15 protein-coding genes are annotated in these 15628 nt (G+C 51.2%); 6 read left to right on the forward strand and 9 right to left on the reverse strand.

Annotation, left to right across the window (positions count from 1 at the left end):
• Window positions 1-14: 14 nt before the first annotated feature.
• Complete coding sequence (locus tag CHB92_RS01600; RefSeq protein ID WP_089317397.1) at window positions 15-1196, forward strand: C40 family peptidase; 1182 nt, start codon at window positions 15-17, stop codon at window positions 1194-1196.
• Between the two features lie 376 nt (window positions 1197-1572).
• Here the strand turns inward: CHB92_RS01600 and CHB92_RS01605 are convergent, their stop codons facing one another.
• From CHB92_RS01605 to CHB92_RS01615, 3 genes are all read right to left on the reverse strand, one after another.
• Window positions 1573-2928: a TolC family protein gene (locus tag CHB92_RS01605; RefSeq protein WP_089317398.1), complete on the reverse strand. Its 1356-nt coding sequence runs from the start codon at window positions 2926-2928 to the stop codon at window positions 1573-1575.
• A gap of 56 nt (window positions 2929-2984) precedes the next feature.
• Window positions 2985-6077 carry an efflux RND transporter permease subunit gene (locus CHB92_RS01610; RefSeq protein ID WP_089317399.1) on the reverse strand — a complete coding sequence of 1031 codons (3093 nt, stop codon included), beginning with the start codon at window positions 6075-6077 and terminating at the stop codon, window positions 2985-2987.
• A 120-nt stretch (window positions 6078-6197) separates the two neighbouring features.
• The gene (locus tag CHB92_RS01615) at window positions 6198-7280 is read right to left on the reverse strand and encodes an efflux RND transporter periplasmic adaptor subunit (RefSeq protein WP_089317400.1); all 1083 of its coding nucleotides are present in this window, start codon (window positions 7278-7280) and stop codon (window positions 6198-6200) included.
• Between the two features lie 209 nt (window positions 7281-7489).
• Here CHB92_RS01615 and CHB92_RS01620 point away from each other — a divergent pair, with 209 nt between their 5' ends.
• A complete protein-coding gene (locus CHB92_RS01620; RefSeq protein ID WP_089317401.1) occupies window positions 7490-7831 on the forward strand; it encodes an MGMT family protein in 342 nt (113 codons plus the stop codon).
• Between the two features lie 70 nt (window positions 7832-7901).
• On the opposite strand, the gene CHB92_RS01625 is transcribed toward CHB92_RS01620, so the two are convergent.
• Window positions 7902-8480: a DUF1579 family protein gene (locus CHB92_RS01625; protein ID WP_089317402.1), complete on the reverse strand. Its 579-nt coding sequence runs from the start codon at window positions 8478-8480 to the stop codon at window positions 7902-7904.
• A 308-nt stretch (window positions 8481-8788) separates the two neighbouring features.
• Here CHB92_RS01625 and CHB92_RS01630 point away from each other — a divergent pair, with 308 nt between their 5' ends.
• Window positions 8789-9901 carry a sensor histidine kinase gene (locus CHB92_RS01630; protein WP_089317403.1) on the forward strand — a complete coding sequence of 371 codons (1113 nt, stop codon included), beginning with the start codon at window positions 8789-8791 and terminating at the stop codon, window positions 9899-9901.
• Window positions 9902-9988: 87 nt separating this feature from the next.
• Window positions 9989-10741: a LytR/AlgR family response regulator transcription factor gene (locus tag CHB92_RS01635; RefSeq protein ID WP_089317404.1), complete on the forward strand. Its 753-nt coding sequence runs from the start codon at window positions 9989-9991 to the stop codon at window positions 10739-10741.
• 62 nt (window positions 10742-10803) lie between these two features.
• Here the strand turns inward: CHB92_RS01635 and CHB92_RS01640 are convergent, their stop codons facing one another.
• Window positions 10804-11181 (reverse strand): cupin domain-containing protein, encoded by a 378-nt coding sequence (locus tag CHB92_RS01640; RefSeq protein WP_089317405.1) that lies wholly within the window; start codon window positions 11179-11181, stop codon window positions 10804-10806.
• A 115-nt stretch (window positions 11182-11296) separates the two neighbouring features.
• Between CHB92_RS01640 and CHB92_RS01645 the strand changes: the two genes are divergently transcribed.
• Both CHB92_RS01645 and CHB92_RS01650 read left to right on the forward strand, forming a co-directional pair.
• The gene (locus CHB92_RS01645) at window positions 11297-11647 is read left to right on the forward strand and encodes a hypothetical protein (RefSeq protein ID WP_089317406.1); all 351 of its coding nucleotides are present in this window, start codon (window positions 11297-11299) and stop codon (window positions 11645-11647) included.
• Window positions 11648-11830: 183 nt separating this feature from the next.
• Complete coding sequence (locus CHB92_RS01650; protein WP_089317407.1) at window positions 11831-12367, forward strand: ferritin; 537 nt, start codon at window positions 11831-11833, stop codon at window positions 12365-12367.
• A gap of 60 nt (window positions 12368-12427) precedes the next feature.
• On the opposite strand, the gene CHB92_RS01655 is transcribed toward CHB92_RS01650, so the two are convergent.
• From CHB92_RS01655 to CHB92_RS01670, 4 genes are all read right to left on the reverse strand, one after another.
• On the reverse strand, window positions 12428-12715 hold the full coding sequence (locus CHB92_RS01655; RefSeq protein WP_089317408.1) for a (2Fe-2S) ferredoxin domain-containing protein: 288 nt from the start codon (window positions 12713-12715) through the stop codon (window positions 12428-12430).
• A 123-nt stretch (window positions 12716-12838) separates the two neighbouring features.
• Window positions 12839-13636 carry a hypothetical protein gene (locus CHB92_RS01660; protein ID WP_089317409.1) on the reverse strand — a complete coding sequence of 266 codons (798 nt, stop codon included), beginning with the start codon at window positions 13634-13636 and terminating at the stop codon, window positions 12839-12841.
• 9 nt (window positions 13637-13645) lie between these two features.
• Window positions 13646-14320, reverse strand: coding sequence for a hypothetical protein (locus tag CHB92_RS01665; RefSeq protein ID WP_144266250.1), 675 nt, complete (start codon window positions 14318-14320; stop codon window positions 13646-13648).
• Window positions 14321-14707: 387 nt separating this feature from the next.
• Complete coding sequence (locus tag CHB92_RS01670) at window positions 14708-15571, reverse strand: zinc-dependent peptidase (RefSeq protein ID WP_089317411.1); 864 nt, start codon at window positions 15569-15571, stop codon at window positions 14708-14710.
• Window positions 15572-15628: the final 57 nt, after the last annotated feature.

Consider the following 15628-nt stretch of genomic DNA (forward strand, 5'->3'; position numbering starts at 1 on the left):
ATATAGCTTTACCTATGAAAAAGAGCCCCTTTGTATTCTTACTGGGACTTCTGATAGCCTGTAGTCCAGGGAAAGATGTCAAAACTTCGGCTTCGGCTACAGAGGAAGCCCTACAGCCGCACATAGAGGCCGTTCGGCAGGAGTATGCACCAGATAAACGTGTTGTGCTGTTTCAGGTGGAACCGCACGAGCAGGTGCTTGCCGGGGAAACAAATACACCTGCTGCCAAAGAGGCTTTATTAGCGCGCCTGCAGGAGGCGGGCCTTGCTTTTGTGGATAGCATCCAGGTACTGCCGGAGGTCGAGCTGGAAGGGAAGCACAAAGGGATTATAACCATTTCAGTGGCGAACCTGCGTTCCAAGCCCGGGCACTCCTCAGAATTAGCCACGCAGGCTACCTTAGGCACCCCCGTTAACGTCTGGAAGAAAGAAGGGGGCTGGTACCTGGTGCAAACCCCGGACCAGTACCTGGCTTGGGTAGACGACGGTGGCGTAGCGCTGATGGATGACAAGGACTTTGCTGACTGGCAGCAGGGGGAGAAGCTGATCTATACCCGCCCTTACGGCTTTGCCTATGCCAGTGCCGATGCTTCCGGTGCCACCATGTCGGACATGGTCTATGGCGATGTGGCCGTGCGAAAGAACAAGAAAGGCGACTTTTATGAGGTGTGGTTCCCCGACGGGCGCAGCGGTTTTGTGCTTGCAAACGAGGCAGCAGCTTATAAGGAGTGGGCAGCAGGACGGCAGCCGACAGAAGACAACCTGGTACAGACCAGCAAAGGCCTGCTCGGGCTTCCGTACCTTTGGGGAGGCACTTCCTTTAAAGGGGTAGACTGCAGCGGCTTTACTAAAACGGTGTATTTTATGAATGGCTTAGTGCTCCCACGCGATGCTTCGCAGCAGGTACATGTTGGAGAGCTGGTAGATACTTCTAATGGCTGGGACAACCTACGCCCCGGTGACCTGCTTTTCTTTGGCAGGCCTGCCAAAGACGGGAAACCAGAGCGGGTGGTGCATGTGGGAATGTGGCTCGGGAACAATGAATTCATCCATTCATCCGGGCATGTCCGTATCAGCAGCGTTAATCCTGACGCTGCTAATTATGATGCCTACAACGAGAAGCGTTTTCTGCGAGCTAAGCGCATTGCGCCACAGCAAACCCTTTTGGACTTGCGTACCGCTTCGCTCTACGAGTAAACCAGTTTGGAGGCTGTGGAGCTGTTATCCAGGCAGCAGGTATTGCTAAGGTAAGCCTTCTTTTATTTTTAAATCCTTAGTTAAACAGAATGAAGTAAAGGTTCTAGTCCCGCTGGGACTTTTAATCTGGATTCAATGAGAAACTAAAATCTTACCTGCTCTTGCCTTAGGGCAAGCTCTTGAGCTTTGAAATGGGGAGTTTATTCTTTTGAAGAGATACGATAAACGAGAACGCCCGGGGAGTACTCCCCGGGCGTTCTCGTTTATCGTATCTCTGTTAGAGTAAGCTTGTAGCTCTTATTCTTTTTTCAGGGCTTAACAGCTCAGTGTTTGTCGCTGTTAAGCCTTCCGGAGCCAACTTTAAAGCCCAAACTGCTTACTCAGCAGGAACAGGACCCTCCGAAACCAACGTGCTGGACAGGCGTTTTAACTCTACTTCCGCTGCCTTCGCCTGGTACTTTATATCGATGAGGCGGTTGGCAGCTACCAGTTCGTTCCGCTGCGCTTCTCGCAGTTCAATAGCTGTTAACAGGCCCAGCTTATAGCGCTCCAGGGCAATGGCAGCATTTTCCTGGGCTAGCTTTACGTTAGACTCTTCCAGGCTCAATAACTTGAGGCGGTTTGTGTATTGGCTATAGGCACGGGACAGTTCCGAAAGCAACCGGTTTTGTGTTTGCTGGTAAGCGATGGTGCTTGTTTCCAGTTGCAATTTAGCGTTCTGCGTGAGGCGGTTTACCTCGAATCCATTAAACAGGGGAAGGCTGATGCCAAGTCCATAGCTGAATCCTAGCCTGCGGTTCTCGCTAGTACCTACTATCTCACCAAAGAAAGCCGGTTCCTGTATGTTCCGAACCAACCCATAGCCTCCGTTCACCGAAACAGAAGGGTAACGGAGTGCCCTCGCCGCCCTTAAGTCAAGCAAGGCCAACTCCCGTTCTACCTGAAAGCGCTTTAAAGTAGGATTGGCGGCTACAAGGTCAGGGGCAACTGTTTCGATAAACACATCCTGGTCTACAATGATGGTGTCCACCACCCTAAAGTCCTCTACCGGGTCGCGGGCCAGCAGCTGGTTTAGCGTGATCTTGGCATTCTGCAGCAACTCCTCCTGTAGCAGAAGCTCAGATCGGTCAGCATTGAAGTCTACCTGCGCCCGAAGAATCTCCACTTTTGCGCTAACGCCCACCTCATACTGTGCCTGGGTTACATCGATCCGCTCCTGCGAGATGGCAATAGCCTCTTTAAGCGCCTCTATTTTTTGTGCCTGGCGCACTACCTCATAGTAAGCCGTAATAATGTCGGCCATGGTGGTCTCAACCGTTGACTTTGTCAGGAGGTCTCCGGAGGCTTCCAACGCCTTTAAGCGGTCATAGTTGATAAACATCTGGCCACCGTCAAACACAGTCCAGTTCAGAAACGCTCCTGTGTTCAGGGTGTTGCTCTTGGAGTTGTTCACGATGCGTGGCTCCATCGAGTTGAACTGGTTACGAGTGTCGTTGTTGGCAAAATCACGGTTTAACCGCCCTTGTACGGTAGGCAGAAAGCCGGCATTACCCAAGGTTACATTATTCTCAGCAATGCTTTCCTGACGGTCGGCAATGCGTATGTCGTAGTTGTTCTGTAATCCTATCCGTACTGCCTCTTCCAATGTCAGTAATTCCTGGCTATGGGCCATGCCTGGCAATAGCAAAACTACCCCTGTCAGGAAAAGAGCTGCTGCTTTAAATGAGAACATCAATCCTAATCTCTCGCTTTAAATTTCATGAATAATTTTGTTGTGCAGACGCTTGCTTACACGTATTCCGGTACCTGCTTCAGTTCTTTTTCCTCTTCTTCGTCCTTGTCCGGCATGCGCGATACGTTGGCCTCCGAAGAAGAGAAGTAAGAGTAGACGGCCGGGATAATGTAAAGGGTCAGGCCCGTAGCGAAGATAAGACCTCCTACCACGGCAATACCCATAGAAACCCTGCTTTCTGAACCCGCGCCCAGTGCCAGGGCAATAGGCAGTGTACCCAGGATGGTCGACAAGCTCGTCATCAGGATAGGGCGGAAGCGGGACACGGCGGCGTCTGTTGCAGCCGCCAGTTTCGTTAAGCCGTCCTCTTTGCGCTGGTTGGCAAATTCCACCAGCAGGATGCCGTTCTTCGTTACCAGACCCACCAGCATGATCATACCAATCTGGCTGAAGATGTTCAGGGTTTCGTCGAAGTACCAAAGGCTCAGCAGGGCGCCAGCCAAGGCCAGCGGTACCGTGAACATGATAATCACCGGGTCGCGGAAGCTCTCAAACTGAGCCGACAAGGCCAGGTAGATCAGGCCCAGGGCCAGCAGGAAGGCAAAAAGCAAGCTGCCGGAGCTCTCGTAGAAGTCTCTGGACTGGCCGGTAAGCGAGGTCTGGTAGGTTTCGTCCAGCACGTTATCCGCAATCTTGTCCATGGCCTCAATGCCGTCTCCGATGGTTTTCCCTTTTGCCAGCGAGGCACTGAAAGTTGCTGAGGCAAAACGGTTGAAACGGTAGACTTGTGGTGAGGCATTTTCCTCTTTCAGCTCGATGAGGTTGTCCAGTTGTATCAGCTCTCCGGTGTTGCTTTTTACATACAAACTGCGCAGGTCCAGTGGCTCACTGCGGTTCTCACGGGCTACCTGCCCCAAAATCTGGTACTGCTTACCGCCTTTCACAAAGTAACCGAAACGGGAGCCACTCAGGCCTAACTGCATGGTCTGGGCAATGTCACGTACGTCCACGCCCAAAGACAGGGCTTTTTCGCGGTTAATTTCTACGCGAAGCTCTGGTTTGTTAAACTTCAGGTTAACGTCCACAAAGTTGAAGGTCGGGTCCTGCTGCGCTGCATCCAGGAAAGAAGGGATAATCTCGCGCAGCTTGTCCATGCTCTGTGACTGTACCACGTACTGCACCGGCTGGCCGGACCCTCTGCCACCACCAAGGCCTTTGTCGCCGGCGGCGAAAGCCCGCGCACCAGGTATTTTACCCATCAGGGCTGGCAGGTCATCCACGATCTCTTGCTGTGTCTTGTCTCTTCTGGCCGGCTCTACCAGGCGCAGGCGCACAAAGCCGGAGTTGGACCCGCGGGTCATGGAAACAATGCTTTCGATGCCAGGCACCGAGTCGTTTACCAGCGTGGTCAGCTCACTCATGTAGGCATCCATAAACTCGAAAGAGGAGCCTTCCGGACCTGTGGCCATAATGCGTAGGCCGCTTCTGTCTTCATCAGGCGTTAGTTCCGACTGGAGCGTGGACATCTGCCACCAGATAGCGCCAGCTGAAAGAATGATCAGGATAAAGGCCACCCAGCGCACGCGCATAAAACTCTCCAGGCTGCTGCGGTAACCATCGGTAAGTGCGGCAAAAAACGGCTCTGTTTTGCGGTAAAACCACCCTGGCCTTTCTTTACGCTTGAGCATGCGCGATGACATCATCGGCGTGAGGGTAAGCGACACGAAAGACGAGATAATAACCGAACCGGCTACCACAATGCCGAATTCACGGAACAAGCGGCCGGTGGTGTCCTCCAAAAAGGCAACCGGCATAAACACAGCTGCCAGGGCAACGGTGGTAGAGATAATAGCAAAGTAAATTTCATTAGAGCCTTTCTTGGCCGCTTGCATGGGCTCTTCGCCTTTTTCTATCCTCGAGTAAATGTTCTCGAGCATCACGATGGCATCGTCCACCACCAGACCGATGGCCAGCACGATACCGAGGAGTGTGAGTACGTTAATGGAGAAGTCCATTATGTACATGATAAAGAAAGAGCCTATAAGGGACACTGGTATCGCCACTACCGGGATAATGGTAGAGCGCCAGTCGCGCAGGAACAGAAAGATAATAACCACTACCAGGCCAAAGGCCACGTAAATCGTTTCTTCTACCTCTGCGATAGAGGCCTTAATGTACTTTGTGTTGTCAAAGCCAATGATCAGCTCCAGGTCTTCCGGAATGTCTTTCTTAATGAACTCCAGTCGGCGGTAAAACTCGTCTGCGATCTCTACCTGGTTCGAGCCTGGCTGCGGCACCAGCACCACGCCAATCATGGGGATGCCGTTGTAGCGCAATACCGTTTTTTCGTTTTCCGGCGACAGCTGCGCGTACCCTACATCCTTAAAGCGGATGAGGCGGTTTGCATCTTGGCGCACGATCAGGTTGTTAAACTCCTCAGGAGTGGAGACACGGCCCATGGTTCTAACCGAAAGCTCTGTGGTGGCTCCCTCAATGCTGCCGGAAGGCAGTTCCACGTTTTGTCTTGCCAGGGCTTGCTGCACTTCCAGCGGCGTCACCTGTAGCGCGGCTAGTTTATCCGGGTCCATCCAGAGGCGCATGGCATAGCGCTTGTCACCCCAGATCATCACTTCGCTGACGCCCGGTATCGTTTGCAACTGCTCTTTAAACACGTTCAGGCCTATGTCTGAAAGCTCCAGAAGCGAGCGGCTGTCGCTCTTCACCCCGAGCATGATGATCGGGTTTGCATCCGCGTCGGCCTTGGAGATCGTAGGGGGCTCTGCGTCCTCCGGCAGGCGGCGCTGTGCCCGGGAAACACGGTCGCGCACGTCGTTGGCGGCCGCTTCCATGTCCACGCCGAGGTTAAACTCTACCGTAATGTTACTGTTCCCCTCGCTGCTGGTGGAGGTAAGCGTTCTGATACCGGCGATACCATTGATCGACTCCTCCAGCGGCTCTGTGATCTCCGACTCAATGGTCTCAGCGTTGGCCCCTGTGTAGGAGGTGGAAACGTTTACAATAGGAGGGTCTACGCTGGGGTACTCCCGCACGCCCAGGTAGGTAATACCGATAACCCCGAACACAATGATCGTGATACTCATCACGATCGCCAGCACCGGGCGTTTTATACTGATGGATGATAAACTCATGTTATGTTAGCATCTAATGTTAGAATCCAGGTATTCAGAATTCAAATTCGCCTTTGCTTCTGGTCGCCGTCACAAAGCTCTGATGTCCTAAGCTTATTGCTGGCTTTCGGGCCTGAAGTCTTAAAGCACATCATCCGCCGTTTTTATCTTGCGGATGCTGAGGTCAGAGCCGGGGCGTACCTGTAGGATACCCGCCTGGATAAGGGTGTCGCCAGGTGCGATACCTTCCATGATCTGAATCATGGTTTCGGAACGCTGGCCAATTTTTACCATTTGTGGTACGGCCTTGCCACCCTTCACCAAAAAAATCTTATGGCCTGTCGCTTCCGGGATGATGGCCTCCGTTGGGATAAGGATGGCGTCGTCCACGTCTTTTAAGGTTAGGTTTACCTTCACAAAGGCGCCGGGTCTTACTTCCTGGTTCTGGTTGTCGTACAGGGCACGCACCTGCAGGGTACGGGTGGTAGGGTCTATGTTCGGCTGAATGGCATAAATGCGGGCTTCATAGGTTTCCGGGCTGCCTTCTACCGTAAAGCTAATCCTGTCGCCCTCTTTTACCTCCTGGCTGTAACGACCTGGTATGGAGAAGTCGATCTTGACTGGGCTGATGTCTACCAGCCGGGCAATAGGGGTGGTGGCAGACACGTAGCTGCCCTCGCTTACCTGGCGCAGGCCGATCACCCCGTCAAAAGGAGCGCGTACATAGGCCTTGGCGATGCTGGCTTTCAGGGCCTGGATATCGGCCGTGGCTGTTGCCAGCTGGTTGCTTACCTGGTCATACTCCTGCGCGCTGATATACTCTTTCTCCAGCAGGGTGCGCTGGCGCTCCTCCATGTCGCGGTACAGCTGTTGGTTAGACTCCAGCTTTTTCAACTGCGCGCGCATCTCGGCGTCGTTTACCGTTAACAGTAGCTGTCCTTCACGCACGCGGCTGCCTTCCTCAAAATTAATGGCCGTCACGCGTCCGGCTATCTCACTGCGGAGCTCCACGTCCTCGTTTGGGATCACGGTGCCCGTCGTGCTAATCTTGTTCTGGTAAGCTGTAGGAGACACCACATAGGCATCTATGGCTACTTTTTGGGCCAGCGGGCCACCCGGGCCTACCTTTTGTTCCTCCTTTCCGGAGAAGGCTTTACTTGCGATCAGGTAAGCCACTACAGCCGCAGCGACAAGAATCAGTAAGGTTTTTACAGTTTTATTCATTTGTGTTTAAACACAGGTTTAGGTATCTCTCGTATTTTATGAAATTAGGCCCAGCGCGTCATCAACTAAAAAAAGGGTCACAGAACTCTAAAATTACGGCCTTTGTAGGTTAGTTTAAAAGTAAAACCCGCCAATATCTACAAACACAGGCTATCATAAGACAAACAACCTTTTAAGAGGTTTAAACCGTAGATAAATTTTTTTAGAGCATGGCAGAAAAAGCAGACAAGAAGAACTTTTTTGAGGATGTGTATGAGGTGGTGCGCCTGATACCTAAAGGACGGGTAACGTCATATGGTTCCATTGCCAGTTACTTAGGCTCTAAAGGGTCGGCGCGAATGGTGGGCTGGGCGCTGATTGCCTCTCACCCGCATTCCAAAATTCCGACACACCGCGTCGTGAACAGGGTGGGCATGCTAACCGGCAAACAGCATTTTGACGAGCCCAATGCCATGCAGGAACGGCTGGAGCAGGAGGGGATAAAAGTGGAAAACAACCAGGTGGTGGATTTCGAGAAGCTGTTCTGGGACCCTGCTAAGGAATTACTATAAAAAACACTCCCTGCGCCTACCCGAGAAACGGAAGCACAGGGAGTGGTGGCTTAAATAATGGCTTGAACAGCTATAAGCCAGCAGTGCGTTGCGGGGTGTAGTAGTCCTGCGATCTGATCAGGTAATTCCCCTTTTCATCGATGGTGCGGACAATCTTCAGCAGATTACCCTCTGGCAGGAAGAGGTACACATACTGCGTAACAAACTTTCCCTTAAGGTCTTCGGGCTGGTCTGTCTTTGCAGGCGTAAAGGTTAAGGCATTAAACTCGGGGTGCCACTGGCCTATCAGCAGCAATGAGTTTTTACCTGTTTCGTCACTTTGGATCAGTTCAAAGTGTCCTTTCTCAGGGGAGAATCCGAGGAAGCTCTCCCGGTGCATTACGCTACCGTCTGTTTGTGCCACATCAGATTTTTCGTGCACATAGCTTCCCTGGTAGGCACGGCTGAACACGGCCTCACCCTCTTCCTCTACAAAGGTCTGGCTTTCCGGTTGCCACACGTAATGCGTTACCAGCCAATTGCCGGCAATGCTGCGAAGCAGGCGATAGGCCTCGGTAGAGGAGAGGGGATTGTTTTCTTGTGCCTGCGTAGCAGGGGCGGCCAATACCAGCAGCACCGCTGCCAGTAGGGAGGTAATTACTTTTTTCATAGTTTTATTTTTAAATGGTGTCGGAATATACTCTTGCCCTACAGGTCTAATGCCTTGAAGAACAGTATAAAGATAAGCCTAAAGGCAGGAAGGTTGCTTGGCTTTTAGACGAGGTGTAAAAAAAGTTAGCCTTACCCTAGTTTTGTTTGTACTAATGGAGAAGGAGCCGCGAGGCTTTATCGACGAAATGGCTGGGCCAAAAGCCGTTGATGGCTTCGCAGTTGCAACTGAGGAGGCCGTGGTGGCAGGTGGTCTAAAAGGGATGGAAACCAGGTGGCTGCTAATTGCATAAGTTGTAGCTTTGTAAGATGGAAGTGAAGTTGAGCACGACAAGCACCCTGAACGCGGGCACCACCTGGAGCCTGCCGGAGGTGCGCAATGTTACCCAGAACCGCCTGCTGCTGCACCTGTTCTTCTGGACGGTGTACGTGGTCTTCTTTGGGCTGCTGTACGGCAGCTACATCGACGACTACTACAATGCCTTTATGGTGGAGCTGGTGGAGCTGCCTTTTAAAATGGGACTGGTGTACTTTAACATGTATTACCTGATGCCGCGCTACCTCCTGCAGAAGCGTTACCTCGAGTTTGTCGTGTACCTGCTTTTGCTGATGGGGCTGATTGCCGCACTGATGCAGTTTGTGCTACTGCCCTTTCTGATACACCCGCTGTTCTGCCCCACCACCTGCACCGAAAATAACCTGACGTTTTACCGCTTTACCAAGAACATCGTCAACATCAACTATGTGGTGGCGATTACGGCGGTAATAGCACTGCTGAAGAACTGGTACAACCACCAGCAGGCAGCCCGCAACCTGACGCAGGACAAGCTGGAGGCGGAGCTAAAGTTTTTGAAGGCGCAGATCCACCCGCATTTCCTGTTCAACACCCTCAATAGCCTGTACTCCCTTACCCTGAAAAAGTCCGACAACGCACCGGAGGTCGTGCTGAAGCTGTCGAGCCTGATGGACTACATGCTGTATGAGGCCAATGCCGCCCAGGTGCCTTTGGAGAAGGAGCTAGAGTACATCCGGAACTATATTGCCCTGGAGAAAGTGCGTTATGGCGAGCGGGTGGATGTGCAGTTTAACGTGACAGGAAGCGTTGCCGGGAAAAAGGTGGCTCCTATGCTGCTGCTGCCTTTCGTGGAGAATGCCTTTAAACATGGGGTAAGCACCGAGACGCAGAATGCCTGGATCCGGATTGATGTGAAAGTGCAGGGCGAGCAGCTGGTCTTGCTCGTGGAGAACTGCAAGTGCGGCGAACGTGCCAGCAGCAACGACCGTGACATGGCTTCTGGTATTGGCCTGAAGAACCTGCAGCGCCGCCTGGAGTTGCTGTATGAGGGCCGCTTTGCCCTGGAGATAGAAGACGAGCCAGACAGTTATGCGGCCAGACTGGAGTTGAACCTGGCAACTAACTGAGGGAAGAATGGGGTGGGATATATGATCACAAGCTAAATTCGTTATGCTTATAACCTTTGAACTGTCTTTTGCCTAAAATAAACCCTTATGAAGTTACGATGCATGATCGTGGACGATGAGCCACTGGCCCTGGATGTGCTGGAAACCTTTATTCAGCGCCTGGATAACCTGGAGCTGGTATGCCGCTGCAACAATGCAGTGGAGGCCTATAGTTGCCTGCAGCAGGAGCACATCGACCTGGTGTTCCTGGATATCCAGATGCCCAAGCTCACCGGCATAGACTTTCTGAAGTCGCTGGTGCACCCACCGAAGGTGATCTTTACCACGGCCTACCGCGATTATGCTTTAGAAGGCTATGAGCTGAATGTGGTGGACTACCTGTTAAAGCCAATCGCCTTCGAACGATTTTTAAAGGCTGTATCAAAAGTAACACCGCAGGAGTATGCACTCCCAGTTCCTGCTTCTTTACCTGTTGCTGCGCCCGCTGCTAACCAAAGTGGGCCGGACTACAGGGAGGCGTTTATCTTTTTGAAAGCGGACAAGAAGATGGTGAAGGTGATGCTGCACGATATCCTGTACATTGAGAGTTTAAAGGACTACATCCGGGTGAAGATGGAGACGAAGGAGATTATTTCGTACCAGAAAATATCCTTCCTGGAAGAAAAGCTGCCGACAGACAAGTTCCTGCGCATTCACAGGTCTTTTATTGTGGCTCTTGATAAAATACAGGCTTTCTCGGCCTCTGCCGTTGACATTGGCAAAAGCGAAATCCCGATCGGGCGCTTTTATAAGAATGAGGTGCTACAGGTGCTGAACCAGAACAACCTGCTGGAGGCTTAGCGCTCTCTGGCTCTGCGTATAAGTAAAAGGCCCTTCTGCTGTCAGGAGGGCCTTTTGTCATTCTATAGCTTCTCTAAGTTTGTCCGGGTACGCTCGCTGTGCTGCAGGTTGCCTGTGTTTACGGTACTGGCAGGTTCAAACATCAGTACCTCAGCCTCCTCATTCGCCACCGGCTTGTGTTCTACGCCACGCGGCACGATGGTAAATTCTCCCGGGTTTAGTGTCAGCACCTTGTCGCGCAGGTGCAGCTCGAACTGGCCTTTCACGACCAGAAAGAACTCATCTTCATGCTCGTGATGATGCCACTCGAAAGGCCCCAGGAACTTAGCGATCTTGACCTGCTGGCCGTTTAGCTCGCCCACGATGCGTGGGTTCCAGTGGTCTTTGATGAGGTTAAACTTGTCGGCCAGGTTTACTTTTTCTATCTCTTCGCTTTTCATTTTAATGCTTTTTGGAAACAGTTTCTTTGTAATCTCGTTTTTATTTGGACTTAGTCTAAATAGTATTTAGCTTTGTGACATAACAGATGCAGCCACAGCTAAGTTAGAACACAAGATGGAAACAGCCACGCATATAGCAGAAATTTATAAGTCCGGAATAGGGGCGGTATACCAGTGCGACCGTCGAAACCGTCTGATAGTTAAGTTTGCCGGTACTGTAACCGCGCTAAAAGTGGATGCTTTCCTGCGCCTGCAAAGAGTAGTGGCGGGTATAGACCTAGAGGCCATGGCTGCCAGTACAGAACGCTCTTCTGATGTGGAGATTGTTTCTGTCTGTGGTTGCGAGCGCTGTTATGTTCTGACACTGCCTGAGCTGTGTGCTTTTAAGGAGTTGCTGGAGGGAGCTCGCTTCGCGCTGGAGCTGAACAGACTACTGGGCGAGTGCCTGGATGCCGCGCTGGCTTGATAGAATAGCCCGGAAGCATGATACACCTGAAGCACAGCTAATCTGCTGTGCTTTTTTAATTTAGACTACTTCCATATTTCAGTAGGCCTTATGCTCTCTAAAACAAATTTGCATAGATTGGGTATGAAATAAGAGGCGCAATCTGTTTGCGCATTAGATCGAGACATTAAAACCCTACTACATATGAAGGATTTATTGAGACTTAGAACATCCCTTTCCGAGGAAATTGAGAAAATACTGAACGACCAGATAAAAATGGAGGCTGAGGCTTCTGCCATGTACCTCTCTATGTCGAGCTGGTGCGATCGCAATGGCTATGATAACAGCGGTGCCTACTTTAAAAAGCAGTCTGACGAAGAGCGGGAGCATATGCTGCGCCTTTTCAAATTCGTGTCAGACATGGGAGGACGCGCTGTATCACCAGACGTAACGAACATACAGGTGGAGTTTGAGTCGTTCCGGAGCGTGTTTGAGCAGGCCCTGCAGCAGGAGATCGCAGTAACGCAATCATTCAACCGCATGGCAGACAAGTGCCAGAAGGCGAAGGACTACGTAACGTTCACGTTCCTGCAGTGGTTCCTGCAAGAGCAGATAGAAGAAGAGTATGTAGCCCGTCGTGCGCTGGAGCTGTTCGAAGTGATTGGGGAGGAAGGCACCGGCCGCTACGAAATCGATAAGCGGGTGTCGAAGATCACCTATGAGAAGACGTACGAAGAGTAGCAGCTATCTAAATAAAGCTGAAAAGCCTTTGGATAAACTCCAAAGGCTTTTTTTATGTGGTTACTTTCCGTTTGGGCTGGAAGCAAGAACGTGTTCACTGAAGGCCTCTCTGGCTTTGTTCTCGTCCATCTGGGGCATCCAGGCATTGTCTGGTTGCATGCACACGACAGGGGCAAAATCACAGCGGTCGGTGCAGTCTGTTTTTACGACCTCTACCTGGTCCTTCAGCCCCATCTCTTTGATCATGCTTCTGAAGGCCTTGCTAAGGTCCTTGCCGCCTTTTTTCTTGCACTTGCTGCCGGTGCACACATAGATAACCTTGTCCGGTGTTTTGAAACTCTTACTCATGTAGGGCTAAACAGTATGTTGCTTACTAAAGCCCAAACGTACTAAAATAGTTTCTAGGTACTAGGCGCGGGAAAAATAAAAAGGCTGCCTGCCCAAGGCTTTTCTGGTCGAACTGCTTCTTGCTTATTCTTCAGCTTGTGTGAGGGATGCTTCCTGGTCAGCATTTACAAGCATGAGCTCCCCGTCGCGGCCAGGCTCCACTTCTTTGTATCTTACAACGCCATCCTGGCTCTGGAAGCCCCCCCTGCCAGGAAAACCAGATATACCGTTCGTACCGGCGGTATGCAAGACAATAATGCTGTTCCTGTCCCTTTGCTCATTGTTAAAGATCGGGATAAAGCCACTTGTGCTATAAACGAACATGATGTTGCCGCCGCTACCGCCACTGCCGCCCATGGTAGCATCAGATCCCTTTGTTCCAGGCTTGCCCGGAACTGATACAACCTCTGTTTTAAAGTTACCCTTGGAGTCTTTAACAGTTCGTGTTTCTGTGCGGGGTTCTTCTCCTACATAACCGTTTTTACCATTTGCACCATCACCACCGTTCCCTCCGCGTGTGTCTATCGTAAGACTGCCCAGTTTTTCAAAGCCGAGGACGAGGCTCAGGTCCCCGCCGTTTTCCCCGTTTGTGCCAAACTGCTCTCCCTTGCCAGGTTCGCCGTCTTTTCCTTTAGAGGTTATCAAACACTTTTTACCAACATAGGCTACTTTGGCCTCTAACACACCCTGCTGCCTGGGGGCAAACTGTAGCGTTGCCTTATCGTGTAGGATCAGCGTGTCTACTTTAAGTACATTCTCCGGACCAACAACAAACGTTTCTTTCTTGCTGATTTCAAGTTTTGAAAGGCGCTTTTGCTGTGCCAGGGTGGCATGAACGACTGGCAGCAGGGCCACAACGGTGATCAGTAGTTTTGCTCTCATAAATAGCAGTTATAGTTGGGGTTTATTTGCATTAACTAGCTTAATGGTCCCGTTTTGCTGTGGCTGGTGCCTGGCAGATACGGTATTGCCGGGAATAACGGTAGTGCCAACTTCCCGTGAGCCTGTGTATGAATTGCCGTTTCTTCCTGCTTTACCATGTTTGCCTGCTTCGTACAATATCTCAATAAAGTGTACTTCTTTCTTTTGGCCTGGTCTAGGGTTGTGGTTAAAGTTTAAGGCAAATCTATCTGTACTGTAGGTTAGTATAAGATCACCGCCCTTGCCTCCAGCACCTCCTGGAGATCCAGGTTCTCCAGTGGAGCCCATGCTCGTTTGTATGTTACGCGTAACGCTTGTAAGCCCTCCTTTGCCATCAGGTACTCTTCTGGAGGTTGTTTGGGTACTCGGCATGTTCCAGTTCTTGCCGATGTAGCCGTTTCCGCCGTCTCCACCGCGCGTGTCCAGCGTAAGGCTGCCCAGCGTCATAAAATGAATATCAATTTCCAGGTCGCTCCCGTCTGCTCCATTTGCGCCAGAAAGCACACGGCTTCCATGCTCTCCGCTGGCTCCTTTAGAGGTAATAACACAACCTTCCCCTACATAAGCGATTCGCACGCCCAGTAGCCCTTTCTTAGAAGATGTAAACCGAATGGTAGACGCATCGTGCAGGACAAGGGTGTCCACAATCAAGATGTTCTCCGGCCCTACAGTAAAGGTCTCACTTGCTTATAGCTCAAGCCTGGGGTAAGGCTTGAGCTGGGCACATGCGTGATAGGACAGTACCGCGAGAAAGGTGCCGATAAGTAAGCACAGTTTATTTTGCATAGCAGATGCAGAAACAGGGCGACAGCATATAGCTACTCTAATATAATAAAATAAACTTATAGGTTTAACCCTATTATTAACCTTAGCTTTTATTAACCTTAGCTTTCTTCTTTATCTGTCCCTAAACTAACTTCACTCTTTATTCACTGGTTATAAACTTGTCTAAAGCCGTAGGGGAGGCAAGACCTCTTCGTTGTTGTACAAGCTGCCCTTGCCTAAAGTGAAACCGAACTTTTATAAGTTGTTTTACAGCTGGTAGATGCCCTTTGCCGGGTCCTGCTGTAGTAGCTGTGCTAGTGCCTGGTACAAATCGGGGTGATGGCTGCTGAACGCTTTAGGACGCTCGAAGAAAGACTCTACACAGACGGCAAAGAACTCGTGCTCATCCTGGCAAGCCTGTGGGCGCAGGAACGTTCCGGGTGTTTGTTGTTGCCGCTTCATTTCCTGCTGAGCCAGTTGGTCCCACTGCAGTAAGTGCTGCCTGTCCAGAAAGCTGTGCTCCTGGTTCGAGATCATGTTCTCTAAATGCAGGGCGTGGGCCATCTCGTGCAAGCCCAGATTAAAGCCGTCGCTTGCATTCTGGTAGCCGACCTGAAAATCTTTCCACGACAGAACAATGCAACCGCGCATGTTCACTTCTCCGCTGTGGTAGCGCTTGAACTCAGCAGAGTAATAGCGGTCGGGGTATAGGAGGATGCGGCTGAAGTGGGGCAGGGAGATGGGGGCCAGCCCAAAGGTAACTTGCACGGCGCAGGCGGCTACTCGCACTTGCATGCCTAAGGTTACCTCAAAGTTTTCGCCGCGCGGGATAAATCTTTTCCGGACCAGGAAATTGACCACCCGTTTTTCAAAATCCCGTTTAAGGGGCTGGGGTAAGGAGGCGTAATAAGGCGGTTGTTGACGGCGTAGTTCTTCCACCAAAGGCCTGAGCCGGTACTGCTTTACCCCATACTGTATCAGCTCGATAAGACCGAACACCAGCAGCACCATTAACACCCCCTGTCCCGGGCTTAGCTCAGCTAACTGCAGGGAATGGGGCCGGAAGCTGTACCAGGCACAGAAAGGCGGCAGCCACTGAAAAAGGGGGAGGGGACAGAAGACTAGGCTCAAACTAATTGGGTTTATGCTTCTTAAAGATATAAATTTCCTGTTGTTTGCCCTGTATGG

The sequence above is a fragment of the Pontibacter ummariensis genome (assembly GCF_900188175.1).
In the GTDB taxonomy this organism is placed as follows: domain Bacteria; phylum Bacteroidota; class Bacteroidia; order Cytophagales; family Hymenobacteraceae; genus Pontibacter; species Pontibacter ummariensis.

Excerpts from the sequence above, each read along its gene's own strand:
- CHB92_RS01630 (WP_089317403.1), top strand. The coding sequence starts at position 8,789 with ATGGAAGTGAAGTTGAGCACGACAAGCACCCTGAACGCGGGCACCACC.
- CHB92_RS01660 (WP_089317409.1), bottom strand. The coding sequence starts at position 13,636 with ATGAGAGCAAAACTACTGATCACCGTTGTGGCCCTGCTGCCAGTCGTT.
- CHB92_RS01610 (WP_089317399.1), bottom strand. The coding sequence starts at position 6,077 with ATGAGTTTATCATCCATCAGTATAAAACGCCCGGTGCTGGCGATCGTG.
- CHB92_RS01600 (WP_089317397.1), top strand. The coding sequence starts at position 15 with ATGAAAAAGAGCCCCTTTGTATTCTTACTGGGACTTCTGATAGCCTGT.
- CHB92_RS01625 (WP_089317402.1), bottom strand. The coding sequence starts at position 8,480 with ATGAAAAAAGTAATTACCTCCCTACTGGCAGCGGTGCTGCTGGTATTG.
- CHB92_RS01640 (WP_089317405.1), bottom strand. The coding sequence starts at position 11,181 with ATGAAAAGCGAAGAGATAGAAAAAGTAAACCTGGCCGACAAGTTTAAC.
- CHB92_RS01615 (WP_089317400.1), bottom strand. The coding sequence starts at position 7,280 with ATGAATAAAACTGTAAAAACCTTACTGATTCTTGTCGCTGCGGCTGTA.
- CHB92_RS01645 (WP_089317406.1), top strand. The coding sequence starts at position 11,297 with ATGGAAACAGCCACGCATATAGCAGAAATTTATAAGTCCGGAATAGGG.
- CHB92_RS01620 (WP_089317401.1), top strand. The coding sequence starts at position 7,490 with ATGGCAGAAAAAGCAGACAAGAAGAACTTTTTTGAGGATGTGTATGAG.
- CHB92_RS01605 (WP_089317398.1), bottom strand. The coding sequence starts at position 2,928 with ATGTTCTCATTTAAAGCAGCAGCTCTTTTCCTGACAGGGGTAGTTTTG.
- CHB92_RS01650 (WP_089317407.1), top strand. The coding sequence starts at position 11,831 with ATGAAGGATTTATTGAGACTTAGAACATCCCTTTCCGAGGAAATTGAG.
- CHB92_RS01635 (WP_089317404.1), top strand. The coding sequence starts at position 9,989 with ATGAAGTTACGATGCATGATCGTGGACGATGAGCCACTGGCCCTGGAT.
- CHB92_RS01655 (WP_089317408.1), bottom strand. The coding sequence starts at position 12,715 with ATGAGTAAGAGTTTCAAAACACCGGACAAGGTTATCTATGTGTGCACC.